At 55.5% G+C, this 26,737-nt stretch carries 26 protein-coding genes; 6 read left to right on the plus strand and 20 right to left on the minus strand.

Going from position 1 to position 26,737, the window contains the following annotated elements:
- Positions 1–109 precede the first annotated feature (109 nt).
- Genes kdsA through hemA form a run of 6 tightly spaced genes read right to left on the minus strand, consistent with a single transcriptional unit; the run spans position 110 to position 5,413 of the window.
- On the minus strand, positions 110–964 hold the full coding sequence (gene kdsA, locus ACWHWP_RS13605; RefSeq protein ID WP_047348218.1) for a 3-deoxy-8-phosphooctulonate synthase: 855 nt from the start codon (positions 962–964) through the stop codon (positions 110–112).
- A gap of 36 nt (positions 965–1,000) precedes the next feature.
- A complete protein-coding gene (sirB1, locus tag ACWHWP_RS13610; RefSeq protein WP_047348217.1) occupies positions 1,001–1,810 on the minus strand; it encodes an invasion regulator SirB1 in 810 nt (269 codons plus the stop codon).
- A 3-nt stretch (positions 1,811–1,813) separates the two neighbouring features.
- Positions 1,814–2,200 carry an invasion regulator SirB2 gene (gene sirB2 / locus ACWHWP_RS13615; protein WP_447856681.1) on the minus strand — a complete coding sequence of 129 codons (387 nt, stop codon included), beginning with the start codon at positions 2,198–2,200 and terminating at the stop codon, positions 1,814–1,816.
- A 2-nt stretch (positions 2,201–2,202) separates the two neighbouring features.
- The gene (gene prmC, locus ACWHWP_RS13620; protein WP_447855814.1) at positions 2,203–3,033 is read right to left on the minus strand and encodes a peptide chain release factor N(5)-glutamine methyltransferase; all 831 of its coding nucleotides are present in this window, start codon (positions 3,031–3,033) and stop codon (positions 2,203–2,205) included.
- Entirely contained in the window at positions 3,033–4,115 is a 1,083-nt protein-coding gene (gene prfA / locus ACWHWP_RS13625) for a peptide chain release factor 1 (protein WP_021240360.1), read from the minus strand. Before prfA ends, prmC begins: the two co-directional genes overlap by 1 nt.
- A 41-nt stretch (positions 4,116–4,156) precedes the next feature.
- Entirely contained in the window at positions 4,157–5,413 is a 1,257-nt protein-coding gene (gene hemA, locus ACWHWP_RS13630) for a glutamyl-tRNA reductase (RefSeq protein ID WP_028018745.1), read from the minus strand.
- A 201-nt stretch (positions 5,414–5,614) separates the two neighbouring features.
- Between hemA and lolB the strand changes: the two genes are divergently transcribed.
- The 4 genes from lolB to dauA all read left to right on the plus strand — a co-directional run bounded on the left by lolB (position 5,615) and on the right by dauA (position 9,969).
- Positions 5,615–6,226, plus strand: coding sequence for a lipoprotein insertase outer membrane protein LolB (gene lolB / locus ACWHWP_RS13635; RefSeq protein ID WP_447855815.1), 612 nt, complete (start codon positions 5,615–5,617; stop codon positions 6,224–6,226).
- On the plus strand, positions 6,223–7,092 hold the full coding sequence (gene ispE / locus ACWHWP_RS13640) for a 4-(cytidine 5'-diphospho)-2-C-methyl-D-erythritol kinase (RefSeq protein WP_447855816.1): 870 nt from the start codon (positions 6,223–6,225) through the stop codon (positions 7,090–7,092). The genes lolB and ispE overlap by 4 nt, the downstream gene beginning before the upstream one ends.
- Positions 7,093–7,217: 125 nt before the next feature.
- Complete coding sequence (prs, locus tag ACWHWP_RS13645; RefSeq protein ID WP_003856663.1) at positions 7,218–8,165, plus strand: ribose-phosphate diphosphokinase; 948 nt, start codon at positions 7,218–7,220, stop codon at positions 8,163–8,165.
- Between the two features lie 124 nt (positions 8,166–8,289).
- The gene (gene dauA / locus ACWHWP_RS13650; RefSeq protein WP_063956674.1) at positions 8,290–9,969 is read left to right on the plus strand and encodes a C4-dicarboxylic acid transporter DauA; all 1,680 of its coding nucleotides are present in this window, start codon (positions 8,290–8,292) and stop codon (positions 9,967–9,969) included.
- On the opposite strand, the gene ACWHWP_RS13655 is transcribed toward dauA, so the two are convergent.
- Both ACWHWP_RS13655 and ychH read right to left on the minus strand, forming a co-directional pair.
- On the minus strand, positions 9,955–11,013 hold the full coding sequence (locus tag ACWHWP_RS13655) for a MerR family transcriptional regulator (RefSeq protein WP_447855817.1): 1,059 nt from the start codon (positions 11,011–11,013) through the stop codon (positions 9,955–9,957). The genes dauA and ACWHWP_RS13655 overlap by 15 nt on opposite strands.
- Before the next feature lie 120 nt (positions 11,014–11,133).
- The gene (ychH, locus tag ACWHWP_RS13660) at positions 11,134–11,409 is read right to left on the minus strand and encodes a stress-induced protein YchH (RefSeq protein ID WP_047348210.1); all 276 of its coding nucleotides are present in this window, start codon (positions 11,407–11,409) and stop codon (positions 11,134–11,136) included.
- Between the two features lie 274 nt (positions 11,410–11,683).
- Between ychH and pth the strand changes: the two genes are divergently transcribed.
- A complete protein-coding gene (pth, locus tag ACWHWP_RS13665) occupies positions 11,684–12,268 on the plus strand; it encodes an aminoacyl-tRNA hydrolase (RefSeq protein ID WP_023336005.1) in 585 nt (194 codons plus the stop codon).
- A 126-nt stretch (positions 12,269–12,394) separates the two neighbouring features.
- Positions 12,395–13,489: a redox-regulated ATPase YchF gene (ychF, locus tag ACWHWP_RS13670; RefSeq protein ID WP_010432886.1), complete on the plus strand. Its 1,095-nt coding sequence runs from the start codon at positions 12,395–12,397 to the stop codon at positions 13,487–13,489.
- Positions 13,490–13,543: 54 nt separating this feature from the next.
- Here the strand turns inward: ychF and ACWHWP_RS13675 are convergent, their stop codons facing one another.
- From ACWHWP_RS13675 to ACWHWP_RS13730, 12 genes are all read right to left on the minus strand, one after another.
- Entirely contained in the window at positions 13,544–13,837 is a 294-nt protein-coding gene (locus ACWHWP_RS13675; protein WP_447855818.1) for a YciI family protein, read from the minus strand.
- Positions 13,838–13,938: 101 nt separating this feature from the next.
- The gene (locus ACWHWP_RS13680) at positions 13,939–14,304 is read right to left on the minus strand and encodes a hypothetical protein (protein ID WP_447855819.1); all 366 of its coding nucleotides are present in this window, start codon (positions 14,302–14,304) and stop codon (positions 13,939–13,941) included.
- A gap of 16 nt (positions 14,305–14,320) precedes the next feature.
- Positions 14,321–14,701, minus strand: a complete 381-nt coding sequence (locus tag ACWHWP_RS13685) for a hypothetical protein (protein ID WP_447855820.1) — start codon at positions 14,699–14,701, stop codon at positions 14,321–14,323.
- Positions 14,702–14,782: 81 nt separating this feature from the next.
- Entirely contained in the window at positions 14,783–15,259 is a 477-nt protein-coding gene (locus ACWHWP_RS13690) for a hypothetical protein (RefSeq protein ID WP_447855821.1), read from the minus strand.
- A 26-nt stretch (positions 15,260–15,285) separates the two neighbouring features.
- Entirely contained in the window at positions 15,286–15,768 is a 483-nt protein-coding gene (locus ACWHWP_RS13695) for a hypothetical protein (RefSeq protein ID WP_032674990.1), read from the minus strand.
- Between the two features lie 146 nt (positions 15,769–15,914).
- Positions 15,915–16,160 carry a hypothetical protein gene (locus ACWHWP_RS13700; protein WP_447855822.1) on the minus strand — a complete coding sequence of 82 codons (246 nt, stop codon included), beginning with the start codon at positions 16,158–16,160 and terminating at the stop codon, positions 15,915–15,917.
- Between the two features lie 563 nt (positions 16,161–16,723).
- Entirely contained in the window at positions 16,724–16,930 is a 207-nt protein-coding gene (locus tag ACWHWP_RS13705) for a hypothetical protein (protein WP_447855823.1), read from the minus strand.
- Between the two features lie 383 nt (positions 16,931–17,313).
- Positions 17,314–21,792, minus strand: a complete 4,479-nt coding sequence (locus ACWHWP_RS13710) for an RHS repeat-associated core domain-containing protein (protein ID WP_447855824.1) — start codon at positions 21,790–21,792, stop codon at positions 17,314–17,316.
- A gap of 3 nt (positions 21,793–21,795) precedes the next feature.
- The gene (locus ACWHWP_RS13715) at positions 21,796–22,236 is read right to left on the minus strand and encodes a DcrB-related protein (protein ID WP_059311640.1); all 441 of its coding nucleotides are present in this window, start codon (positions 22,234–22,236) and stop codon (positions 21,796–21,798) included.
- A 75-nt stretch (positions 22,237–22,311) separates the two neighbouring features.
- On the minus strand, positions 22,312–24,234 hold the full coding sequence (locus ACWHWP_RS13720; protein WP_447855825.1) for a type VI secretion system Vgr family protein: 1,923 nt from the start codon (positions 24,232–24,234) through the stop codon (positions 22,312–22,314).
- A 65-nt stretch (positions 24,235–24,299) separates the two neighbouring features.
- Positions 24,300–24,734 carry a hypothetical protein gene (locus ACWHWP_RS13725; protein WP_447855826.1) on the minus strand — a complete coding sequence of 145 codons (435 nt, stop codon included), beginning with the start codon at positions 24,732–24,734 and terminating at the stop codon, positions 24,300–24,302.
- A 74-nt stretch (positions 24,735–24,808) separates the two neighbouring features.
- Positions 24,809–26,737, minus strand: a complete 1,929-nt coding sequence (locus ACWHWP_RS13730) for a type VI secretion system Vgr family protein (protein WP_447855827.1) — start codon at positions 26,735–26,737, stop codon at positions 24,809–24,811.

A 26,737-nucleotide genomic window follows, 5' to 3' on the forward strand; every position in this document is an offset into this window, starting at 1 on the left:
TTGCCCAGCGGCGCTTCGCTTGCAGGGCCTACGGGTTCTGTAGGCCGGGTAAGCGCAGCGCCACCCGGCAATATGCCCCATAAAAAAACCCGCCGAAGCGGGTTTTTTATTATTTGCTGGTATCCAGCTCGTCGAAGCTTTTCACCAGATCGTCAATCGCTTTGATCTGTTTCAGGAACGGCTCCAGCTTAGCCAGCGGCAGCGCGGACGGGCCGTCGCATTTCGCGTTATCCGGATCCGGGTGCGCTTCAATGAACAGACCTGCCAGGCCGGTCGCCATACCGGCGCGCGCCAGTTCGGTTACCTGCGCACGACGGCCGCCAGACGCAGCGCCAAACGGGTCGCGGCACTGCAGCGCGTGGGTCACGTCGAAAATAACCGGAGACTGGTTAGAGACGTTCTTCATTACGCTGAAGCCCAGCATATCCACAACCAGGTTGTCGTAACCGAAGTTAGCGCCACGGTCGCACAGGATAACTTTGTCGTTGCCGCCTTCGATAAACTTATCGACGATGTTGCCCATCTGGCCAGGGCTCACGAACTGCGGTTTTTTCACGTTGATCACCGCGCCCGTTTTCGCCATCGCTTCGACCAGGTCAGTCTGGCGAGCCAGGAACGCCGGGAGCTGAATCACGTCCACCACGTCAGCCACAGGCTGCGCCTGAGAGGCTTCGTGCACGTCGGTGATCACTTTCACGCCAAAGGTCTGTTTCAGCTCCTGGAAGATTTTCATCCCCTCTTCCAGGCCCGGGCCACGGTAAGAGTGAATGGAGGAGCGGTTGGCTTTGTCAAAAGAGGCTTTAAACACGTACGGGATGCCCAGCTTCTGGGTCACGGTCACGTAGTGTTCGCAGATGCGCATAGCGAGATCGCGGGATTCCAGCACGTTCATACCGCCAAACAGCACGAACGGCAGGTCGTTTGCCACGTTGATATCACCAATGCTAACCACTTTTTGTTTCATAGGATCGCCTTATTCAGGTGTGAATCGGAATTAAGATTAATGCAGTGTAATTTGCTTGTGCGAGATCGCGTTGATCTGCGCGCGGATCATTTCGCTGATCGGATCTTCCGGGCACTGCTCGACGAAATAGTTCAGGTCGTTCAGCGCCACGTGTTCGCAATCGAGCTGGGCATAAATCAGCCCGCGGTCGCGAATTTCGTACGGATCTTCCGGATTAAACTGCAGCAACACTTCGCTGGCGCGCAGGGCCAGCTCCATCTGACGCTCTTCCATCAGGGCGGACTTCAGCGTATCCAGCAGCTTGCGGATGACTTCAGCGTTGTCGGCTTCATCGAGATCTTCATTAAAGAGCTCGGCCACCGGGCTGATATTGCCTTTCAGCCAGACATCCAGCGTATGCTCATCCAGCGTGTCGCCGTTAAACGGATTAATGAGCCACATCTCACCGTCCAGCCACTCTGCACGCAGGATCATCTGCGTTGGAAAAATGACCGGCACCAGCGGAATATCCAGACGGTGCGCGACCCACAGCAAAATAGAGCCCAGCGCAACCGCGCTACCCTGACGATTTTTTAAGACCTGGTCCAGCCATAATGCGTCAGACAGGCGGTACACGCCACGCGTGTCGCAGAAACCCCATTCGCCGTAGAAAAGCTCAAGGAGCTTCTCCAGCTGCCAGTCCTGCGGACGCGCCTGATTGATCTCTTCGCGCGCCAGGCTAACCAGACTCTCCAGCTCATCGTAGACATACTGCGACGTAAAATCGTCGCGGATCATCTCCGAAATCAGGATCATGCCATCGCAGAGCGGCACTTTATTAAATTCGAAATCGGCTAAGGACCTCATGACTTACCCCAGTAACGGTATTCTTGTGGTGGCGAGTTTAATGATGATGTACAGCACCACCAGACCCAGCAGAAAGGCGATAAACCCAACCTGCTGGCTGCGCGGACGACGACGCCCAAGCGCGATAAAACCCAAAACGATGTAGATGATAACGCCAAACAGCTTTTCAGTCAGCCATGCGCCTTTATCAGTAAATGGCAGATAGCCGGTCTTCCACATGAGCCCGGCACCGGAAAGGAACAACACCGTGTCGACACAGTGCGGCGCGACACGCACCCAGCGGGCATCCATCAGCGGATTATTGCTGTAGCGCCACCAGTAACGCACGATGAAAAAGCCGATGGTCAGCGCAACGGAAATCAGGTGGACGGTAATAAGTACGGTAAACAGGCTCACGGCCACTGCCCCAGCGTCAGGCGTTCGTTACCGCCATAGTCGCGGCAGGTCTCGACGGCGGCGTAACCCGCCTGCGTAAAGAGCGCACGCACGGCTTCACCCTGCGTCCAGCCATGCTCCACCAGCAGCCAGCCGCCGGGAAGTAAATGCTGTCGTGACGTTGTCACAATATGGTCAAGATCGGCTAACCCGTCGTTGGCGGCGACCAGCGCCGTCAGCGGTTCGAAGCGGACATCCCCCTGAGCCAGGTGCGGGTCCTGCTCGTCGATATAGGGCGGGTTACTGACAATCATCCCGAAGGTCTGCTTCTCCAGCGCGCTAAACCAGCTGCTCTGCAGCACGGTCACGTTAGCCACGCCCAGTCGCTCCACGTTACGCTGCGCCAGCGCCACCGCGTCGGGCATCACATCGACCGCCGTTACCGCGCAATCGGGCCGCTCGGTGGCGAGCGCCAACGCGATAGCACCGGTGCCGGTACCGAGGTCGAGAATGCGGCAGGCCTCTGCGGGTAAACGCGCCAGCGCCTGCTCCACCAGACACTCGGTGTCGGGGCGCGGGATCAGCGTCGCCGCTGAGACGAACAGGGGTAAAGACCAGAACTCGCGTTCCCCGACCAGATGCGCCACCGGCTCGCCGGTTTTACGGCGGGCGAGCAGCGCGGCCAGCTGCGCCTCCTGCTCTGCGGTGAGTTCGGTTTCACCGAAGGCCAGCAGATACGTGCGGGCTTTGCCCGTCACGTACTCAAGCAAAATTTCGGCGTCGCGCTTAGGGCTTTCGCTTTCTGAAAGCTCACCGGTGGCCTGGCGTAACCAGCGCTGGAAATCCATTATTCCTGCTCGGACAGCGCCGCCAGCTGGTCGGCCTGGTATTCCTGCACGATAGGCTCAATCAGCATATCCAGCTTACCTTCCATTACCTCGTCCAGACGGTAGAGCGTCAGGTTGATACGGTGGTCGGTCACGCGGCCCTGCGGGAAGTTGTAGGTGCGGTTACGGTCGCTGCGATCGCCGCTGCCTAACAGGTTACGACGCGTAGACGCTTCCGCCTGCTGGCGTTTCGCCATTTCCGCCGCGTGAATACGCGCGCCCAGCACGGACAGCGCTTTGGCTTTGTTTTTGTGCTGCGAACGCTCGTCCTGACATTCGACGACGATGCCGGTCGGCAGGTGGGTAATTCGGATGGCGGAGTCGGTGGTGTTAACGTGCTGACCGCCCGCCCCGGAGGAACGGAAGGTGTCGATGCGCAGATCGGCCGGGTTGATGTCCGGCAGTTCCGCTTCCGGCAGCTCCGGCATCACCGCCACCGTACAGGCTGAGGTGTGAATGCGACCCTGGGATTCAGTGGCCGGCACGCGCTGCACGCGATGGCCGCCGGATTCAAACTTAAGACGGCCGTACACGCCGTCGCCGCTGATCTTGGCGATAACCTCTTTGTAGCCGCCATGCTCGCCTTCGTTGGCGCTCATGATCTCCACGCGCCAGCGACGCGATTCGGCGTAGCGGCTGTACATGCGGAACAGATCCCCGGCAAACAGGGCCGCTTCGTCACCGCCGGTACCGGCGCGAACTTCCACAAACGCGTTACGCTCATCGTCCGGATCTTTCGGCAGCAGAAGAACCTGAAGCTGCTGCTCCATCTCTTCAGAACGCGCTTTCGCATCCTGTAACTCTTCCTGCGCCATCTCGCGCATTTCAGGATCGTCGAGCATCATCTGCGCGGTTTCGATATCTTCCTGAACCTGTCGCCAGTCGGTAAAGCATTTAGAAACATCACTTAACTGCGCGTACTCACGTGAAAGCGCGCGAAAACGTTCCTGGTCCGCAATGGTCCCGGCATCGCCGAGCAGCGCCTGTACTTCTTCATGGCGCTCGTGCAGAGCTTCCAGTTTAGCGACGATAGAAGGCTTCATAGGCGTAAGTGCACCTTGTCTTAGAAAATGGGTATAGGGCGCTATTCCAGCCCGAGGCTGTTGCGCAGAATAGTCAGGCGTTCATCATCCCCGTCACGGGCTGCCTGCTGAAGAGATTTGGTTGGCGCATGGATCAGGCGGTTGGTCAGTTTCCACGCCAGATCCTGCATTATTGCGTGTGCGTCGCCACCCTGTTCAAGGGCCGCTAACGCTTTGGCAGTCAGGTCGTCACGCACCTGCTCCGCCTGCCCGCGGTACTCGCGGATGGTCTCGCTGACGCTTTGCGCGCGCAGCCAGGCCATAAACTCACTGGTTTCCTGCTCGACAATGGTTTCCGCCTGAACAGCCGCCGCTTTACGCTGAGCGAGGTTGTGCGAAATGATGCTTTGCAGGTCATCCACGCTGTAGAGGTAGGCGTTAGCCAGCTTGCCGACTTCCGGCTCCACATCGCGCGGAACGGCGATATCCACCAGCAGCATAGGCTGATTACGACGGGACTTCAGCGCGCGCTCCACCATCCCTTTACCGATGATCGGCAGCGGACTGGCGGTAGAGCTGATAATAATGTCCGCCTCTTTCAGACGTTCATCGATGTCGCTCAGGGCAACCACCTCTGCCCCCACTTCATCCGCCAGCACCTGCGCGCGTTCGCGGGTGCGGTTGGCGATAATCATCTTCTTCACTTTATGCTCGCGCAGATGGCGCGCCACAAGTTCGATGGTTTCGCCCGCTCCCACCAGCATTACGGTGACGGTTGAGAGGGATTCAAAGATTTGGCGCGCAAGGGTGCAGGCCGCGAAAGCAACAGAAACCGCACTGGCACCAATGTCGGTTTCGGTTCGCACACGCTTCGCCACGGAGAACGATTTCTGGAACATGCGCTCCAGCTCGCTGGCCTTCAGGTGCCCTTTTTGCGAATCCGCAAACGCTTTTTTCACCTGCCCCAGAATTTGCGGCTCGCCCAGCACCAGCGAATCCAGCCCGCTGGCGACGCGCATCAGATGGCTGACGGCATCGTTGTCCTGATGCCAGTACAGGCTGTTGCGCAGCTCGTCTTCATTAAGGTTGTGGTAGTCGCATAGCCAGCGGATCAGCGCTTCATGCAGGTTATCCTGCTCTTCCACGCTTAAATACAGTTCGGTACGGTTGCACGTCGAGAGCACCACGCCACCCTGCACCATCGGCTGTGCAAGCAGGCTGTCCAGCGCCAGGTCAAGCGTATCCGGCGAAAACGTAACGCGTTCTCGCAGCGAAACCGGGGCCGTTTTGTGGTTGATGCCGAGTGCTAATAGGGTCATGTTGAGCGGGAGTAGTACCAGCGTTAATAAGGTTAGCAGAACGCATCATACAGGATGCGCGAGATCAATAAAAGGGACTGCCCCCTTTCGGAGTAATAGCTTACGCCACGCTTTGAGATAATTTGAACGTAGACGGTAGCCCCCTTCGACGCTAGCATTAACAGTCATAACTGCAACGTATCTCAAGGATTTGTCCTCATTATGACCCGACTGATTCGCCTGCTGCCGCTGGCGGCACTGGTTCTGACCGCATGTACCGTCACCCAACCAAAAGGCCCGGGCAAAAGCCCTGATTCACCGCAGTGGCGTCAGCACCAGCAGGACGTCCGTAATTTGAGCCAGTACCAGACCCGCGGCGCCTTCGCCTATCTCTCTGACGAGCAAAAGGTTTATGCACGTTTCTTTTGGCAGCAAACGGGTCAGGACAACTATCGCCTGCTGCTGCTGAACCCGCTGGGCAGCACCGAGCTGGAGCTTATCGCTAAGCCGGGCGAAGCGCAGATCACCGATAATAAAGGCCAGCACTACACCGCGGCCGATGCCGAAGAGATGATCCGCAAGCTGACCGGAATGCCTATCCCGCTCAACAGCCTGCGCCAGTGGATCCTTGGCCTGCCGGGTGAGGCAACCGACTACACGCTTGACGATCAATACCGCCTGAGCCAGATGAGCTACACGCAGAACGGCAAAACCTGGAAAGTGGTGTACAACGACTATGACGGCAAGAGTAAACCGTCGCTGCCATCGAATATGGAACTGACCCAGGGCAGCCAGCGCATCAAGCTGAAAATGGACAACTGGATCGTTAAATGATGACCCACTGGCCCTCTCCGGCAAAACTGAACCTGTTTTTATACATTACCGGCCAGCGTGCTGACGGGTACCACACCCTGCAGACGCTGTTTCAGTTTATTGACTACGGCGATACGATCTCTATCGAGCTGCGCCAGGACGGGCAGATTTGCCTCCTGACGCCGGTCGAAGGCGTGGCGCATGAGGACAACCTGATCGTTCGCGCTGCGCGCCTGCTGATGAAAGCCGCGGCAGACGCCGGACGATTGCCGGCAGGAAGCGGTGCGAACATCCGCATCGAGAAACGTCTGCCGATGGGCGGCGGGCTGGGCGGTGGCTCATCTAACGCCGCCACGGTGCTGGTTGCCCTGAACCACCTCTGGGGTTGCGGGCTGTCGCAGGACGAGCTGGCCGCTTTAGGCCTGACGCTGGGCGCGGATGTCCCGGTATTTGTGCGCGGTCACGCGGCCTTTGCCGAGGGCGTGGGTGAGATCCTCTCCCCGGCTGAACCGCCGGAAAAATGGTATCTGGTGGCCCACCCTCGCGTAAGCATTCCGACCCCGGTCATCTTTAAAGATCCAGACCTGAAAAGAGATACCCCGGTTCGGTCAATAGAAACGTTATTAAATTGTGAATTCAGCAACGATTGCGAGGATATCGCAAGAAAACGTTTTCGCGAGGTTGATGCGGTGCTTTCCTGGCTGTTAGAATACGCGCCGTCGCGCCTGACTGGTACAGGGGCCTGTGTCTTTGCTGAATTTGACACCGAATCCGCCGCTCGTCAGGTGCTTGAGCAAGCGCCGGTTTGGCTGCATGGTTTTGTAGCGCGCGGGATGAACACGTCCCCCCTGCAGCACGCCATTCTGGCGCAGACTGAGTTTCGGTGACAACGTCACCCTGTGCCAGACGTTGCATCGCGCTCTTTAATACACCGCCTGGATAGCCTTCGCCTGGCCCGCACAGTTTGCGGCGAACGCTATCCACCACTGGACGCATGCCTGAGGTTCTTCTCGTGCCTGATATGAAGCTTTTTGCTGGTAACGCCACCCCGGAACTAGCACAACGTATTGCCAACCGCCTGTACACTTCCCTCGGCGACGCCGCCGTAGGTCGCTTTAGCGACGGCGAAGTCAGCGTACAAATCAACGAAAATGTACGCGGTGGTGATATTTTCATCATCCAGTCCACCTGTGCTCCAACAAACGACAACCTGATGGAACTGGTTGTTATGGTCGACGCCCTGCGTCGTGCTTCAGCAGGCCGTATCACTGCTGTTATTCCTTACTTCGGCTATGCCCGTCAGGACCGTCGCGTTCGTTCCGCGCGTGTGCCAATCACCGCTAAAGTTGTCGCTGACTTCCTGTCCAGCGTCGGCGTTGACCGCGTACTGACCGTTGACCTGCACGCAGAGCAGATCCAGGGCTTCTTCGACGTCCCGGTTGATAACGTATTCGGCAGCCCAATCCTGCTGGAAGACATGCTGCAGCTGAACCTGGACAACCCAATCGTGGTTTCTCCGGACATCGGCGGCGTGGTACGTGCTCGCGCTATCGCTAAGCTGCTGAACGATACCGACATGGCAATCATCGACAAACGCCGTCCGCGCGCTAACGTTTCTCAGGTGATGCACATCATCGGTGACGTGGCTGGCCGTGACTGCGTGCTGGTTGACGACATGATCGATACCGGCGGTACGCTGTGTAAAGCCGCTGAAGCGCTGAAAGAGCGTGGTGCCAAGCGCGTGTTCGCTTACGCGACCCACCCGATCTTCTCCGGCAATGCGGTAAACAACCTGCGCAACTCCGTTATTGACGAAGTTGTAGTATGCGATACCATCCCACTGAGCGACGAGATCAAGGCACTGCCAAACGTGCGTACCCTGACCCTGTCCGGGATGCTGGCCGAAGCGATTCGTCGTATCAGCAACGAAGAATCCATCTCTGCAATGTTCGAACACTAATCGGACACGGCCCAAAAACCCGCTGCGGCGGGTTTTTTTGTCTCTGGGTTTTATTTGTATGATTAATGCCTCCTTCACCTGCCATTCATATGACAGATGATGCGCATACGGATGATAGATAATTGTGAAAAACGTAACCTCCTCACATGTTCTGCCCTTTCGCGCCCTCATCGACGCCTGCTGGAAAGAGAAGTACACCTCGTCACGCTTTGTACGTGACCTGATTGCCGGGATCACCGTCGGCATTATCGCCATCCCGCTGGCGATGGCGCTGGCGATTGGCAGCGGCGTTGCACCGCAGTACGGCCTGTACACCTCGGCCGTTGCCGGGATCGTCATCGCCCTGACCGGCGGTTCACGCTTTAGCGTCTCCGGCCCGACCGCCGCTTTTGTGGTGATCCTCTACCCCGTTTCGCAGCAGTTTGGTCTGGCAGGCCTGCTGGTCGCCACCCTGATGTCCGGGGTCTTTTTAATTCTGTTTGGCCTGGCCCGCTTTGGGCGCCTGATCGAGTACATCCCCCTTTCCGTGACGTTGGGGTTCACCTCCGGGATCGGTATCACCATCGGGACGATGCAAATCAAGGATTTCCTGGGCCTGCAAATGGCTCACGTTCCTGAACACTACCTGCAAAAAGTGGGCGCGCTGTTTATGGCGCTGCCGACTGCGAACCTGGGCGACGCCGCCATCGGGATTGTGACGCTGGGTACGCTGATCGTCTGGCCTCGTCTGGGAATTCGTCTACCGGGCCATCTTCCCGCGCTGCTGCTGGGCTGTGCGGTGATGGCCGTCGTGAATATGCTCGGCGGACACGTTGCCACCATCGGCTCGCAGTTCCACTATGTTCTGGCGGACGGTTCACAGGGCAGCGGCATTCCGCAGCTGTTACCGCAGCTGGTGTTGCCGTGGGACATGCCCGGCTCCAGCTTTACCCTAAGCTGGGACTCCCTTCGCGCCCTGCTTCCTGCGGCGTTCTCTATGGCGATGCTGGGGGCGATTGAGTCCCTGCTCTGCGCCGTGGTGCTCGACGGCATGACCGGCACAAAGCACAAAGCGAACGGCGAGCTGGTCGGCCAGGGATTAGGCAACCTCATCGCGCCGTTCTTCGGCGGTATTACGGCCACGGCGGCTATCGCCCGTTCTGCGGCAAACGTGCGCGCCGGGGCAACCTCACCGGTTTCTGCGGTTATCCACTCCGTGCTGGTGATCCTCGCCCTACTCATTCTAGCTCCGTGGCTCTCCTGGCTCCCGCTCTCTGCAATGGCGGCGCTGCTGCTGATGGTGGCGTGGAACATGAGTGAGGCGCATAAGGTGGTGAACCTGCTGCGTCGCGCGCCGAAGGACGACATCATCGTGATGCTAATCTGCATGTCGCTGACCGTGCTGTTCGATATGGTCATCGCCATCAGCGTAGGGATCGTGCTCGCTTCCCTGCTGTTTATGCGCCGCATTGCGCAGATGACGCGCCTCTCCCCGGTTAACGTGGAGGTGCCTGATGACGTGCTGGTGCTGCGCGTGATTGGCCCGCTGTTTTTCGCCGCGGCGGAAGGATTGTTCAGCGATCTGGAGTCCCGCATCGCGGGCAAGCGGATTGTGGTGCTGAAGTGGGATGCCGTACCGGTGCTGGATGCCGGCGGGCTGGATGCCTTCCAGCGCTTTGTGAAACGTCTGCCGGAAGGCTGCGAGCTGCGGGTGAGTAACCTGGAGTTCCAGCCCCTGCGCACCATGGCGCGCGCGGGCGTGCAGCCTATCCCTGGCCGACTCTCCTTCTACCCAAACCGTGAAGCCGCGTTAGCGGATCTGTGAGCCACCTGATGCAGAGAAACGTCTCTGCATCATCACCCCGATAGCCTGCTGCAGCCACCCAAGCACGGCAGGCGTCATCCATGTTCCCTTCATCAGATGCGGCTCCTGCTGCATGGCCACGCGAAACTTTTGCTGGGTCTCCGGGTTCGTGCCCGCGTAAGACTGGAACAGCGCCAGCCAGTTTTCGGCAAGCTTTTGCGCACCGTCAGAGGCAGGGTCGAGATGTTCCCGCTGCGCCTGGTGCAGCTTCGCCACCAGCGGCGGCCACTCCATCATGCGGTCAAAGTAGTGCTTACGGGTAAATGCCATCTCTTCGGCAGAGAGATATTTCTCCCAGATAATAAGCTTCGATTCGGCAAACGCCCGCGTAATGTAATCGGTCATCTCCGGCGTAATGCCGGTCTGCGCCTGCATCTGTGGCTCAACGCTGTGCATGTCGTTCAGCCGGGTGAGAAACTCCGGCCTGCCCGCCGTGTCCTGCTCCAGGCGAGCCATCCAGCGCGTAGCCAGGTCCATCGCCCGCGCGTCAGTCACGGGTACACGTTGTTCCAGCAGCGCGCTGGCCTCCGCAACCAGCCCCGTCCAGATAGCCGCCAGCGCATCCTTCTGCACCGCAAACGGCAGCTGCTGTAACTCTTCTTTGCTAAACCAGCGATCGTACATATTCATTAACTCCAGAGTCTGTAGCCAGGATTCCAGATCCGGGGTCGCATCGTCGAGAAGCCCGGTGCGTAAATCCATCAGCCGGTCGCGCAGCGTATTTATGCTGCGCAGCTGCTTATCCAGCAGGCTGATTTGCGCATCGAGGAGCTCCGTTAACGATAGCGACTCCTGTTCCAGAAAATCCCTGATGTCAGCAAGTTCCAGCCCCGCTTTTGCCAGCGCCTGGATCATGTGCAGACGCTGAACATCCGCCAGGTTGTAAAGCCGGTAGCCTGCCGCGCTTCTGGCAGAAGGCAGCAACAACCCTGTTTGCTCATAGTGATGCAATGTTCGCACGGTGATGCCGGCCCGTTTTGCCAGCTCACCCACCTGAATCAACATAACTGCTCCTTTTCTTTGCCAGTGCCGCCACTCTGGAGCCTTACGTTACGTGAGGGTCAACCCTTGATGCAAAAAAAAACGACTCCCTCGGGAGCCGTTTCGGTGTTCGATATCGCAGCACTAGCTGTGCTTATGCTGGTCGCGACGACAGCGTTTGTCGTAGTGGCGCACCCACCAGTATTTGTCACACACTTCCTCATGGCCGCTCACGCGAGCCCCTGCCAGCCACAATACTGCGCCAACAAAGATGCTTAATATTGCGCCATGCGCAAAGTATTGCGGTAGGTCAAACTGCGGCAACTGGTTTAAAATTGAATAACCCACGCCGGCTACCATCACGAACAGCCCCAATCCCATCAGCACGTTACCGAGTAACGAAGCGTTTTTGCGTTTCATGTGTCACCTCCGGAACTTTGGGTCGTCAGGGGAAAAGCCCCTAATCCTTGTGTGTAAAGTATAGACAACGCCCCTTTTATGAGTTGCGTGAATGATCACAATTACAGATAACTCCCAAACAAAAGTTTACAAATAAGACTTTGAACAGCTTGAAATTCTAATTGTTCAAATAAGTAATTATTCGTATCTCACTGTGAAGATCGCAGAATTTTGTCAAGCGGCGCGCCAGACAGTAAACTACGCGCCAGATCTGGAACCCATTAGGAATTGAATCGTGACGATTAAACTGATTGTCGGCCTCGCCAACCCGGGCGCAGAGTATGCGGCCACCCGCCACAATGCCGGGGCATGGTACGTCGATCTGCTGGCCGAGCGGTTACGTGCTCCCCTGCGTGAAGAACCTAAATTCTTCGGGTATACCTCACGTATCAACCTTGCAGGCGCGGATGTTCGCTTACTGGTGCCCACCACCTTTATGAACCTGAGCGGTAAAGCCGTGGCGGCAATGGCAACCTTTTATCGCATCAATCCGGATGAAATTCTGGTGGCTCACGATGAGCTGGATCTCCCGCCTGGCGTGGCAAAATTCAAGCTGGGTGGCGGGCACGGCGGCCACAACGGTCTAAAAGACATCATCAGCAAGCTGGGCAATAACCCGAATTTTCACCGTTTGCGCGTGGGAATCGGCCATCCGGGCGATAAAAACAAAGTTGTCGGTTTTGTTCTGGGTAAACCCCCGGTTTCAGAGCAGAAACTAATTGACGAAGCGGTAGACGAAGCGGCGCGCTGCACCGAAATCTGGCTGAAAGACGGGCTAACCAAAGCGACAAACCGCTTACACGCTTTCAAAGCGCAATAATCCACCCGGTACGGCATTTTTACCGCGCGTCATGCGGGTTACGTGTATAATAGGCGTAGTTATTTACTTTTCATCAGTCGGTTATCGTTAACGGATTGATTATCAAGATATTAAGGTGATTTAGAAATGGGATTCAAATGCGGTATTGTCGGTCTGCCAAACGTGGGCAAATCCACCCTGTTTAACGCGCTTACCAAAGCGGGTATCGAAGCGGCGAACTTCCCGTTCTGTACCATCGAACCTAACACCGGCGTTGTGCCAATGCCTGACCCGCGTCTGGATCAGCTCGCGGAAATCGTTAAGCCACAGCGCATTCTGCCAACCACCATGGAATTCGTGGACATCGCGGGCCTGGTAAAAGGCGCATCCAAAGGTGAAGGCCTGGGCAACCAGTTCCTGACCAACATTCGTGAAACCGAAGCGATCGGCCACGTTGTGCGCTGCTTCGAGAACGACAACATTATCCACGTCAACAACAAAGTGGATCCGGCCGACGACATCGACGTCATCAACACCGAGCTGGCGCTCTCTGACCTCGACACCTGCGAACGCGCGATTCACCGCGTGCAGAAGAAAGCCAAAGGCGGCGACAAGGACGCGAAAGCGGAACTGGCTGCGCTGGAAAAATGTCTGCCACAGCTGGAAAACGCCGGCATGCTGCGCGCGCTGAAAAACCTGACTGAAGAAGACAAAGCGGCAATCAAATACCTGAGCTTCCTGACCCTGAAGCCAACCATGTACATCGCCAACGTTAACGAAGACGGTTTCGAGAACAACCCGTACCTCGACAAAGTGCGTGAAATTGCGGCGGCTGAAGGTTCTGTGGTTGTTGCCGTGTGCGCTGCCGTTGAATCCGATATCGCCGAGCTGGACGATGCCGACCGTGAAGAGTTCATGGCCGAGCTGGGTCTGGAAGAGCCGGGTCTGAACCGCGTGATCCGCGCAGGCTATGAGCTGCTGAACCTGCAGACCTACTTCACCGCTGGCGTGAAGGAAGTGCGTGCGTGGACCATCCCTGTGGGTGCAACTGCACCTCAGGCGGCGGGTAAAATCCACACCGACTTCGAGAAAGGCTTTATTCGTGCGCAGACCATCGCGTTTGAAGACTTCATCACCTACAAGGGTGAGCAAGGCGCGAAAGAAGCAGGCAAGATGCGTGCGGAAGGGAAAGATTATATCGTTAAAGATGGCGACGTAATGAACTTCCTGTTTAACGTCTGATTCGTCTTGAGTCAAAAAAATCCACGCCCTGGCGTGGATTTTTTTATTGCGGCGTCAAAACACGTTGTCTAAAAGTTCTGCCTTCAAACTGGGTTCAAAGGGAATGATTTCGGCAGTCGCAAGCTTTAACGCCTGAAAAGGATCCTCGCGCAAGCGCTCTTCAAGAGCGGCAAGACTCTCAGATTTGGCGAGAATGACTCCACCGGTTCTTGGGATCCGTCTTCCGGAAGCCAGAAATATCCCCTCTGCATAACCCTTTTTTAGCCACGCCACATGAGCTGGTATCGCTGTGTCAACCTCTTCAAGGGGTTTGATATAGGTTAAAATGACAATGTAAACCGTGCTCATCCTTTGCCTCCTAGCTCTGCTTTTAAACCGCTTGTTGGAACTGCTGATACAGTCCCTCTTTTGCCACCGTTTATTGTTATCGTTTTTTGGCGCTTTTGATGTTAATACGCAGGGCCCAATTGAGACAAAGCATTACGCTTCATATCCCAGGAATAAAACCAATCATGCCAGCCGTTTTGCTTTTCCGCATAGCTACAGACTACAACCACTTCCTTTGACAGGTTGAAAGTTAAGTAATAGAAAAATGCGCCTTCAGGAGGTGCAGACCAAAATAGTTTTTCTCCCTGCGCATTGAAGATGGTCAAAACGGTTGGTAGTGGCCTTGGCTTGCTTAACGCAAAGACTAACTGGCGTGTTGAGTCGACCATTGCATAGTCTAAAAATGGCATACTAACCATTATGTTACTTTCACCACACGCCCATTGAACCAGGTCATTTTCTTTAATGCAAATGAGATTTGTAATCATTGGTAAACCTCAATTTTTAAAGTTTGATCTGTTTCAAGTCACCTTCAAAAAGTCCCATAAGATATACCCGGTATCGGGCTGGCTGTACCTCTTTATACGTTAATACAATAGAAAATTCTTTTAAACAACTTGAACATGCTTTTTTCGAAACATGTAATTGGCTTTCATCATAGCTAAATTCATTATGTTCGCTAACAAGCTTCACTCCTCTCATTTTCTTAACCAAAAAATATTTTACCTCTTCAGAGAGCGAGTCAAACTCATATGAGTTTACGATGGAATAGACTATTACACCCTCGCATTCAGGGCATGCTATTTTTGCGCCATAATCTATAAAGTCATTATCAATGCCATCCAGGACTAATATCTTCTTTTTCAGTCGATTAGTTATTTTCATTTTTTTAGATTTTAACTTTATTAATAAAAAAGTAAGGCGAGAAGAAAATGAGGGGTTTTATTAATTAATAACATTGTTTAGTCAAACATTCCATTCGATATAAATACCACAATCGAAGCTTTTTTCATTAGACTGTACAACAATACTTCCCCATTCATGCTCCCATTGAATTCCATATGGGGGGGTTGTAATTTTAAGCTTAGGCTTTGAGGTTATTTCACTCTCAACCCATGCTGTCAAACGCTGCTGCTCATCCGATAAATTACTCAGACTAGCCCTTTTATTCCAATCCTCTAGCGTTTTATAAAAATTTCCATCCTTACTAGTAAGGAATAATGATGGAGTAAAAGAAAATGCTGAAGGCCTCAGTTCCAAAATAAAAATTTGATCTTTCCATTTGATATTATCAATAGCGAAATAAAAAGAACCTATTTTAGTCAATGGCGAGAAGAACTTGTAAAATGAGGAATTTTTAAAAGTATCAACATCTTTTAATTCGATTGGGTAGTTGTTAATTGCTACAAATCCAGTATGAACATCAAGTTTCATTTCTAACATATCTAAACAACCTTGTCTGGAAGTAACTACGTTATATTCCAAACTATATATATCCCATGATTAAACGACTTTGTCTCATATGAGACTGAAACCCGCCCCCACGCAAAGTTCCACCTAATGATGTCTGTTTCCGTGGTATCAGGCGTGTCCAGGTTAAGTGATTCTTTCAGCCAATCAGACAAGCTTTTTACTGATTCATTTAGCATGTGAATATTAGTTCGAGCATTCCAATCATTTAATGCTTTATAGTATTGACTGTTTTTATCAACAAGATGAAGCATAAAAGGAAAACCATAGCACACTGGGCGTATAGTAACTTGAAATTCTTTATCGGAAAACATTGCTGAGTCAACAAGGAAGTGATTTGGCATGGTTTTCTTAACAGCTTTGTGCTTTACTAATTCGCGGTATAAATCACACTTACAAAAACCTTCTTCAGTATCAATTTCCAAAGGCAGATCATCAAGATTTAGTTCACCTGTAATCGGTTTAAATTTTAATTCAATCATGTTGCCCTGCTTTACTTTTGATCGTGTGACAAGATCTTAATGATATAATTGACTCAACATGAGAACATCCATATGAGGAACATTTTCCGTGTACAAATTATATTTGTTATAACCATTTACAATGACGCCCGCACAACAATAAAGTCTTATTGCCAATGGTGCAATAAGTCAATCCACATTTCTTTTTCCTCAGCGTTAATCTTTATGCCATCTCTATTTTGTTTTACATACTGCATGTACGTTTCATAAATTGCTCTTATTATCACCGTTTTTTCAGTGCGAGATCCTTCAATCAAAGTCATTAGTTTTTCTAAATAAATTGATGAGTCCACTCTTACGTTGAAAAAAAACCTGAGATAATCGAGTACTTCATTATATGAATCGTAATTCATGATAGGCATTCCTGATTTCATACACTGGTTTGTTTGGCACATCCAATTCTGGAGATACCCGGATATCTGCGTCTCGCTTTCCAGCAGTAGCTTACGCAGGCTCCGTTCGCCCCTTCCCAGCGCATCTGCCCTTCGATATCCACTATCCGCTCTGGCGTGCCGTTGGGCTGGCAGTGGAACCAGAAGATCTCTGGGGCATTAACGTCGTCAGTATGTGCCAGCGGGTCATCACTGTCTGGTCGCAGTATACTTAGGTCATCGGCACGTCCCCGTGCACCTCCTGCAGCAGGCGGTTATGGGTAATTTTCTCAATCGTTCTTCGAACAGATTATCATCAGCGGCGAACAGGTTTTGAATAAAGTTAAAAGAAGGAAATCAGCGTAGTGCATGATATATAAAACAAAAGCCGTAATTGGTATAATCCCATTAACTCTCAGAGAGGAGGATAAGGATTGGGACGAGTCAAGAGTCATTTACCCTTCCCCATGCATCAACCTGTTCACCCTTCATAAAAAAAAGTATAACAAACAACCTGAAAAATTAATTCCCCGCAAAACTATTTGTTAGCAAAAATAAAAGTAAATATCACGTATCAAATCTCCATCCGCTTCATCAACAGTTCTTGTTTTGACTTTATTAAAGTCAGCTAAAATACCTTTTACGGGCACATCAGGCTTTGATATGTCATCATAAAATGCTTCCTGTTGACTTTCCTGAACATATTTTTTTATTAAAAAAACAAGATTCTTTCGTAACTCTTCTTCTGTCATCGCTTTTACTCCTGAATTATACTAACACATTCAAAAAAAAGAGATCACCTCCTGATACCGATGGTAATAGTATAACCTTAGTAAAATAATACTAAATATTAAGAAAAGAACCATTTTGCCATTTGTTTATTTAATGTTTTACTGCCATATATTGAATAGCTGTCTCCATATCTCCTGTTCCTCATGAGTAGGGATTCTATAATCTTGAGTCTTTCGCCTATATTCCATAAAACATGAATCTATAGCTCGAATAGCCACCATTTTTTCTTTTCGACAATCATCTAAAATAGATTGCATATCCTGCAGACAATTAGAATCAAGGATATATTTTTGAAAAAACAGATCCAGGAAATCTAACACTTCATTATAAGATTGTAAATTTATCATGGTTCCTCTGGCAGAATATCAATCTTGTCGAAATTAATAACTCTATTTTCAGCATGCAGCTGTTGAACATTACCTTGGCCGTATTCAGGGTATGCCTTAGTAAACGGTTCAAGTGGCGCTCCTGGTCTATCGCCGAACATTCTCGGGGTTCGCACTTGCGGAACACCATTTTCATATAATTGAAGCGTATCAAACTCAGCTCTAAGACGTCCATCACTCCATGATTTATCCAAAGGATCAAGTGGATTCAATTTATCTGCTCCTTTGATCTGGAATGCATCTCTTACTGTGCGACCGGAGTCTAATTTATCAAAACCAAAATAAGTGACTGGTGCGGATTTGGATTCAAATGTTTTAGGCACCCATGCGTTAATAGTACCGTCATCCTCAAGATACCTCATATAGCGATAGGCTGTAGAAGGCATTGTAGCGCTTGGCCCCGCTGGACCGACATAGAAATCAGGTTTCGTTTTACCGCTACACTCGCGGCTCAACCCCCACGGATCCACCCACCCCAACGCATTAGGCGCATACTGGTAAAGGTTTATCCCCCCCGCCAGCCCTATCGGGTCCTGCTGCGTAAACCGTCCGCAGTCCGGGTCATAATACCGGAACAAATTGTAGTGCAGCCCTGTCTCACGGTCCAGGTATTGCCCCTGCATGCGCAGGTTCTGGGAATATCCTGATAGCTGCGTTTCGCTTTCCCGCAGCAGCTTGCCCCAGGCGCTATTAACCCCTTCCCAGCGTACCTGCCCTTCGATATCCGTCATCCGCTCCGGCGTGCCGTTGGGCTGGCAGTGGAACCAGAAGATCTCCGGGGCATCAACGCCGTCAATACGCGCCAGCGGGTCATAGCTGTCCTGGTCGCTGTAAACGTAGGTGAGCGGCACATCCCCGTGCAGCTCCTGCAGCAGGCGGAACCCTTCCCAGACAAACCGGGTGATAACCGGCTTGCCGACTGGCTGACCGCCCAACATCTGCTGGCGCGTTTTGCTGATGCGGCGTCCAAGCGGATCGTAGCGGAAGCTGACCTGCGTCTGCGGCCTGTTGCGATCCCGCGGCTGGCTGATAACCTCCGTCAGGCGATGTTCGCCGTCATAGCGGTAGTACCAGCGAGTCTGACCGTTAACTTTCTCCACGGTGCGGCCGTGGATGTCATAACGCCAGCGGATACCGTTCATTTGCGTCAGGCGGTTGTGCGTGACCTTCTCAGCAGAGCCTTCGAGCGGGTTACCGGCCGCATCCCAGCGCCACTGCTCCTGGCCGGGCAGCGTACCGTCCTGAACGAGCAGACGCCCGGCGCTGTCGTACTGCCAGCGGTACCAGCTGAACGGGTTATCGTCCCGCTCTTCCCGCACCAGGTTATTGCGGTAATCGTAATCCCAGCGTCGGGACCAGCGGCGCGGAGACGGGCGCTGGGCATTGCCGGTAAAGACGTCACGGCGATGCAGGCGGCCGAGACGGTCGTACTCGCTGCGGGTGGTCAGCAGCCCCTGGGTACGGCTGGTCTCACGATGGAGTTCGTCACGGGTAAAATCGGAGACCGACAGCTTATCGAGAGCAATGCTGAGCAGATGCCCGCTGCCGTAGTAGAACTGTTTTAGCTCGCGGCCATCCGGCAGCGTAACGGAGGTGCGGTTGCCCAGGGCGTCGTACAGCCACGCCAGCTCCCCATGCTCGCCCGCTTCGCGCGTCACGCGACCGAGCGCGTCATATTCAAAGGCAAGCTCCTGCTCTGCCTCGGTGCTCCACGCGTCCGCTGAAAGCGCAGGGTGCAGCCCAATCCGGCTTAACAGCCCTGACGGCGTGTAGTGGTAGCGGGTCTGTCCTTCCGGCGTGGTGCGCGCGACCAGCTGGCCGCTCGCGCTCCATGCAAAGGCGTGGGTAATGGCTTCGGGATGACCGGCGGCAAAGGTACGCGCTATCGTACGCCCGCAGGCGTCGTAGCGATACTGCGAGGCCACGCCATCGAGCCCCGTCTCTTCCAGCAGCAGCGAGTCAGCCCCCCAGCGGAACTGATACGCTTCGCCGTTTTCGTTTTCAAGAGCAACCAGACGCCCCCGGCTGTCCCAGCGGCGGCGAACCTCCTCACCCTGAGTATTACGCGTGGCGGTTAAGCGTCCTGCCTCATCGTATCTGAACTCACTTTCTTTACCATCCGCGCCAGCATGCTTCACCGGCAGGCCGCGTTCGTTCCATTTGAGCGACTCCGTCCAGCCTTCCGGGCGATCGAGCTGCACCGGGCGACCTGCGGCGTCGTAGCGATAGCGCGTCTCTTCACCGTCGGCCCCAGTCTCGGTCACCAGCCAGCCCAGCGGATGATAGTGATACCGGGTCGTGCGGCCAGAGCAGTCCGTCGCGCACACCAGCTGTCCCGCCTCGTTGTACTCCTGGTAGCGGCTGTTGCCGGCGGCATCGACCTCCTCAACGACCTGACCAAACTCGTCCCGGCGCAGCAGCGTCGTCTGCCCCATCGGGTCAACCACGCGCTTCAGGCCGTGATGTTCGTCGTACCAGAACCGGGTGGCGCTGCCGTCCGCTTCGATAATCGCAGACGGCAGCTCGCGGTGCTCAAGCCAGGTGGTTGTGCGCGTATTGCCGTCGGCATCGGTCTCCTGAACCCGGTTCCCCATTTCGTCGTAGACGAAGGTGACGGTGTTACCGAGCGGATCGATGCGGCGTGTCAGAAGTTCATTGTCATCCCACTCGTAGCGCCAGTTTTCACCGCGCTCGTCAACGTAGCGGACGATCAGATTTTGCGCGTTCCAGTAGTGGCGACGCGTCTGACCATCATAGTGCTCGACGGTCGTTAGTCCGACGGCTAAATCATAGGTAAAGCGGCAGCCGTCGCCGGTGCTGGTGCGGTTTTCCACCACGCGCCAGTGGTCAAATTTTTTCCAGCGGTACTCGCTCTCCAGCCCGCCAGGCAGGCGGTGCCAGACCATCAGGCCGTGGTCGTTATAGCGGTATTCGCGGGTGACGACGCCAGAGGCATCCGTCGCGCTCGCCAGCTGGCCGCGCGCATCGTAGCCCCACTGCATCAGCGGCCAGGTACGGCTGCCGTCGAAATGGCTGGCGGCGGTCACGCGCTGCGGGAACCGCTCGTCATCATAGCGCAGGGTGACGTCTATCGCTCGCGGCTCATCGTGAAGACCAACCAGCCTGCCGTGCTCGTCCCACTCCGTCAGCAGCGCGTTGCCGTATTCATCGCTAAGGGAGGCCAGACGCAGGATTAAGGGGTTCGCGCGTGTCGGTTTATACAAACGCCACACCGCGCCGTCATCGTCCGCAATCACCACGTCGCCGCTCTCATTGCGGCGGATGATAATGCCTTCGCTGATGCTGTAAAACGCGCGGTCAACAGGCGGCAGTTCAAAGCTCAGCTCGCGCCCGGTTTCGTCGTACCAGGTGGCGTTGTTTTCTTCCAGCGTCAGATAGCTGTCAAAGGCGGTAGCCCAGCCCAGGCCAAACAGCCCTTCGCGGGTGGTCAGGCTGTTGTAGCTGCGCTGCCAGCGAAGCGGGAAGCGGCCCGGCAGCGAGAAATCGAGTTCATCATCGTCATTCAGCACCTTCACGCCAGTGGCGGCATGCACCGGGTGCGAGGAGCCAAACACGGCATTGACGGCCATATCGGCCAGCATCCCGCCGCCGGCCGCCGCCAGCGCGCAGGGCATGTTTTTCAAAATCTTGCCCGGACGGCCGCGCAGCAGAGAGAGCGCAATCATCCCCAGCGCCAGCCCCGGCGTTTTGCCGCTTTTGATATCGCGAACCGTAAGCGTGTCGCCGCCGATGATCACGTTCGGAGAGACGTCGTCGGAAACGGTCCCTTCGCAGGTGGTGCGATCTTTCGCACGCACCGCAGGCTGGCCGTTGATGAAGACGCTTTTCGAGCCTTCCGCCAGATACTGCGGTCCGGAGTGCTTTTCACACGCCACCTTATCTTCTTCCAGCGGTGAGGTCCCCGCGGCGGCAGACGCCACGCTCGGCTGCCACATCTCGCTGCCAAACTGTCCGGCAGCGGAAAGCAGCATGCCCGCGTAATCGGCAAAGCTGCCCGGAGACTGCGGATCAGGTGAGGGGGTATCTGCTGGCGTCAGCGTTCCCGCCGCGCGCGCGGCGGGGATCGCATTCGTCAGAACGTTATTCGAACCGGTAGTGATTTTACCCGCAGGCGACGGCGGGAAAAGCGCGTTGCCTAACCCTTCGGCAGCGCTGCTGATATCGTCTGTGATCCCCGCCACGTTTGCCAGCACGCCGCCAATGATGCCGCTTAACAGACAGCTGGAGCCAATCGCCGCCACGCCTGCGGCTGCCGCCCCTGCCCCCAGCAATGGCGCCGCCACGGTAGCTGCTGCCCCCACCGCCGCGCCGATCACCGCATAAGCGGCGCCTTCCGCCACAATGCTGGTGATGTCCGCAAAAATGCTGGAGTGAATAATCTCGTCGCCCTTACGGGCCGCGTTGTTATCGCTCATGCCTTACACATTCCGGTTGTCGTTCAGCGTCAGACTCTGCTTAAGCGCGCTCCAGCGCACCTCATCCTCTTCAGTGAATGCTCGGAGCGCTGAGAGGGTAAAAATCATCAACACCGGTTTGCCCGGCGTCTGGACTGCCAGCTGTTTTTGCCACAGGCGCTGGCCGTTATGGTCAAAGTTGGTTTCAACTTCCAGACCGCTGATGGTGCCGTCAGGCCCGGCTTTCACACGCTGGAACTCGCTCTGAACGACCTCGCCCATCTGAGGGCGCATCACGTCCCACTGGCGATGGAACTCTTTCTCATAATCGCTGCCATCCGGGATAACGCCGCGGCTGACCACCACGGACAGCCCGCTTTCGTCATCGCGAATAATGTTCATGCTGTTATCCTGCCAGGCCGCAGGGAAAAGGGAAAAAGAGCCTTCCTGGAGGGTATATTTCATTGGGGAATCCGCGTCTAAGATTGCTGAAGGATTTTAAGGGCCGTTATGGACAACATGGCGGCAGACAGTAAGCGGTTATTCTTTCGGCGGCGTGAATTTCGCCTGAACTGCCGCATCAATATCTCCTTTGTGCCCCGCGCCCGGCGCCGTGGTGCCCGGTTTCGTGCCAGAGGTATTCAGGTGCAGCTTACCGCCCGTCGTGATATGGCCATCCCCTTCAACAAAGAAGTTAAACTCTTTGCCGATCAGACTAATTTTGCCGTTCGCGTTAAGCTCAATGGCACTCTCGCCGGAGACCAGCCTCAGCTTTGTTCCGGAAGCGATAACGTACTGTTCCACCGCCGCATCCAGCTTGCCTTTCCCCGTCAGGATCTCGGTTCCGCCTTTCACCGCCTGGATCTGATTCGCCTCCACGCGATGCAGCTCGTTTTTCTTCACGTAGTGGCTGCGCTCACCGCCGACGCTGTGCGTTTCATCATTTTTAACGCTGGTGTCCATATTCCGCTCGGCCTGGATCCACACCTGCTCCGCGCCCGCCTTGTCCTCGAAGCGCAGGGCGTTGGCGTTGTCGACCGAGCCGTCTTTCGTCCGGCTCATAAAACCCATCTGCGTTGCCGCCGCCGGCAGCGCCCACGGCGGCATGCTCGCGTCGTTGTACACGCGACCGGTGATTATCGGCCGGTCCGGGTCGCCGTTGATAAAGTCCACCACCACCTCATCGCCGACGCGCGGGATCTGCACCCCGCCGTAGCCCTGGCCCGCCCAGGCGCTCGACACGCGCACCCAGCAGGAGCTGGTGTCGTCGCCCTTCGCCAGTCGGTCCCAGTGGAACTTCACCTTCACGCGACCGTATTTGTCCGTCCAGATGCTCTCCCCCTGCGGCCCCACGACTTTCGCCGTCTGCGGGCCGTAGGTGCGCGGCCACGCCGTGCTCTGCGCCGGGCGATAAGAGACCGACGCCGGGATGACCGTGAAATCGGTGCGGTGAATGGTTTCACCCTCGCCGCTGGCGTAGCGGTTCTCTTCGAAGTGATACCCCGCCGCCGTCACCAGATACTCGCCGTTGTCGCTGAAGAACGGCGCGTTGGTCAGGGTGAAGATGTGGCCCGGCGCAATGCCCGCCGCCGTGGCGGTGGCCTGAATCTGCTGGTGCTCCACCTGCCAGCGCTCCTGGCGAATGCGGGCGTAGAACTCCGCATGCCCGGTCTCCACAAAGCGTCCCGGCCAGTCGTAAACGTCGATGCTGCCCGGCTTCGGCGACGCCGGGTTCTGCTGCGCCTGGAACAGCCACGCGTTCGGCTTGCGGAAGTCGTAATCATCGAGGCTGTAAATGCCCGGTGTGACGCTGTCCTCCAGCGCCCACTGGCCGATACCCTCTTCGTCCGTGCTGCCGCCGGACGGCGTCTGGTGGTAAGGAATCACCTCGTAGCCGCTGAACGGCTGATGCTGGGTGGCGGCGTCGGTGAGCACCAGGGTGTGTTTGTCGGCCTCGTGGCTGAAGTAATACGCTATCCCCTCCAGCTCCATCAGGCGGCTGATGAAGTCCAGGCTCGACTCCTGATACTGCACGCAGTAGTCCCACACCCGGTAGCTGCCGGTGAGCTTGTCCTCCACGTTGACCTGATGCTCTCCCAGCAGGGTCTTCACTATCTGCGGCACCGTCTGCCCCTGGAAGATACGCAGGTTGCGGTCGCGCTTCATTGGCCACAGGTCCGGCTCCACCGTCAGCTGGTACACCGCGTAGCGGGTACCCGTCAGCTCAACGGCGCTCACCGCCACGCGCGTGACTTTGCCGTTGATATAGCGGGAGCTGAGCAGGTTCTGCGTCGGGATGGTCACCGTGACCGGCTGCCCGAGCAATTTGCTGCGGTCAATGCGCGCATCCGTGCCGAGCAGGGTCAGCGTCAGGGCGAACGACTCGGACATCGCCTCGCGGCCGGAAAGTTTCCAGAAGAGCAGCCCCTCGACCGGGAGCTGAACGGTAATTCGGTTGAGCATAATCTGTATTCCGTAAATGCAACATCGTTGTTTCAGCGGCCACGAAGCAGCGTCAATCGCAACGCTTACTTAAGCCACAGGCCTGAAAACATAAGGACACACCCTAACGAGAGAAGGAGTTTAGCGAAGACAAATAAGGGCGGCGCTACGGTGCGTGACATCAGGGAGATCTTTTCATAATTGCGAAAATTCATTTTTTTATGCGCGACCATAACGCCTGAAAATAGAGTACACAGCAAAGCGACGGCGAATTTCATACCCCAGACGCACAGGAGAGACATAGAAATGATGATGGAGTATTTTTTTGCCACCGCGACAGGAAATAATAAAAATGACTGCGCCAGCCATTTCAAAAAGAAACCAATTACAACCGTAGAAAGCAGAACAAGCACCAACGTCAGGCCCGTTATTATCCACTGTTTTTTATTAAAGGCGTTCTTTTCATTCCAGATAACCGCCAGCGCCAGGATCAAAAAGAAAAGGAAGGAAAACCAGTGCATTACAATTTATCCCATCGACAACCCCGGCGCCTTAAGGTGACGGGGTTGTCGGTTATGTACCAGCCTGAATACGTTTACTTATTGGCGTTGAAAACAAAAAAGCCATCCACTTCCTGCTGGATTGCCGTCTGGTGGGATGCCCCAGGAGGATTGATTGCATTGCTTCCACCGGCAGGATTCAAATGCAGTTCACCGCCAAGCGTGTTGATTTGCGCATTCTGCTTAGCGGTAAAGTTAAAGTTATTGCCAATGATATTAACGCTGCCATCTTTCGATAATTCAATGGCGCTTTCGCCGCACTCCAGCCTCAGCGTATTACCCGCTGCAAGAATATAGTCGTTAACCACTTTGTCACTGCGAGAGTTACCCGTCAGGCAGATGACGTTCCCTTTTACGCCCGCATTCTGATTTTTGACAACCCGTAATGTTTCATCCTCTCCCACAAATTGGGTTCGATTCTTTTCAGTCGAATGGGATTCATCATTTTTGACGTTGATATCCAGGTTGCGCTCGGCCTGGAGCCATACCTGTTCGCCCCCCGCCTTATCTTCAAAGCGCAGGGCGTTGGCGTTGTCGACCGAGCCGTCTTTCGTCCGGCTCATAAAGCCCATCTGCGTTGCCGCCGCCGGCAGCGCCCACGGCGGCATGCTCGCGTCGTTGTACACGCGCCCGGTAATAATCGGACGGTCCGGGTCGCCGTTGATAAAGTCCACCACCACCTCATCGCCGACGCGCGGGATCTGCACTCCGCCGTAGCCCTGGCCCGCCCACGCGCTCGACACGCGCACCCAGCAGGAGCTGGTGTCGTCGCCCTTCGCCAGACGGTCCCAGTGGAACTTCACCTTCACCCGACCGTATTTGTCCGTCCAGATGCTCTCCCCCTGCGGCCCCACGACCTTCGCCGTCTGCGGGCCGTAGGTGCGCGGCCACGCCGTGCTCTGCGCCGGGCGATAAGAGACCGACGCCGGGATGACCGTGAAATCAGTGCGGTGAATGGTTTCACCCTCACCGCTGGCGTAGCGGTTTTCCTCGAAGTGATACCCCGCCGCCGTCACCAGATACTCACCGTTGTCGCTGAAGAACGGCGCGTTGGTCAGGGTGAAGATGTGGCCCGGCGCAATGCCTGCCGCCGTGGCCGTGGCCTGAATCTGCTGGTGCTCCACCTGCCAGCGCTCCTGGCGAATGCGGGCGTAGAACTCCGCATGCCCGGTCTCCACAAAGCGTCCCGGCCAGTCGTAGACGTCGATGCTGCCCGGCTTCGGCGACGCCGGGTTCTGCTGGGCCTGGAACAGCCACGCGTTCGGCTTGCGGAAGTCGTAGTCGTCGAGGCTGTAAATGCCCGGCGTCACGCTGTCTTCCAGCGCCCACTGGCCGATGCCCTCTTCGTCCGTGCTGCCGCCGGACGGCGTCTGGTGGTAAGGGATGACCTCGTAGCCGCTGAACGGCTGGTGCTGGGTGGCGGCGTCGGTGAGCACCAGGGTATGTTTGTCGGCCTCGTGGCTGAAGTAATATGCTATCCCTTCCAGCTCCATCAGCCGGCTGATGAAGTCCAGGCTCGACTCCTGATACTGCACGCAGTAGTCCCACACCCGGTAGCTGCCGGTGAGTTTGTCCTCCACGTTGACCTGATGCTCTCCCAGCAGGGTCTTCACTATCTGCGGCACCGTCTGACCCTGGAAGATACGCAGGTTGCGGTCGCGCTTCATTGGCCACAGGTCCGGCTCCACCGTCAGCTGGTACACCGCGTAGCGGGTGCCCGTCAGCTCAACGGCGCTCACCGCCACGCGCGTGACTTTGCCGTTGATATAGCGGGAGCTGAGCAGGTTCTGCGTCGGGATGGTCACCGTGACCGGCTGACCGAGCAATTTGCTGCGGTCAATGCGCGCATCCGTGCCGAGCAGGGTCAGCGTCAGGGCGAACGACTCGGACATCGCCTCGCGGCCGGAGAGTTTCCAGAAGAGCAGCCCCTCGACCGGGAGCTGAACGGTAATTCGGTTGAGCAT

It is taken from the genome of Enterobacter sp. WI-ESBL-E8, from assembly GCF_053364895.1.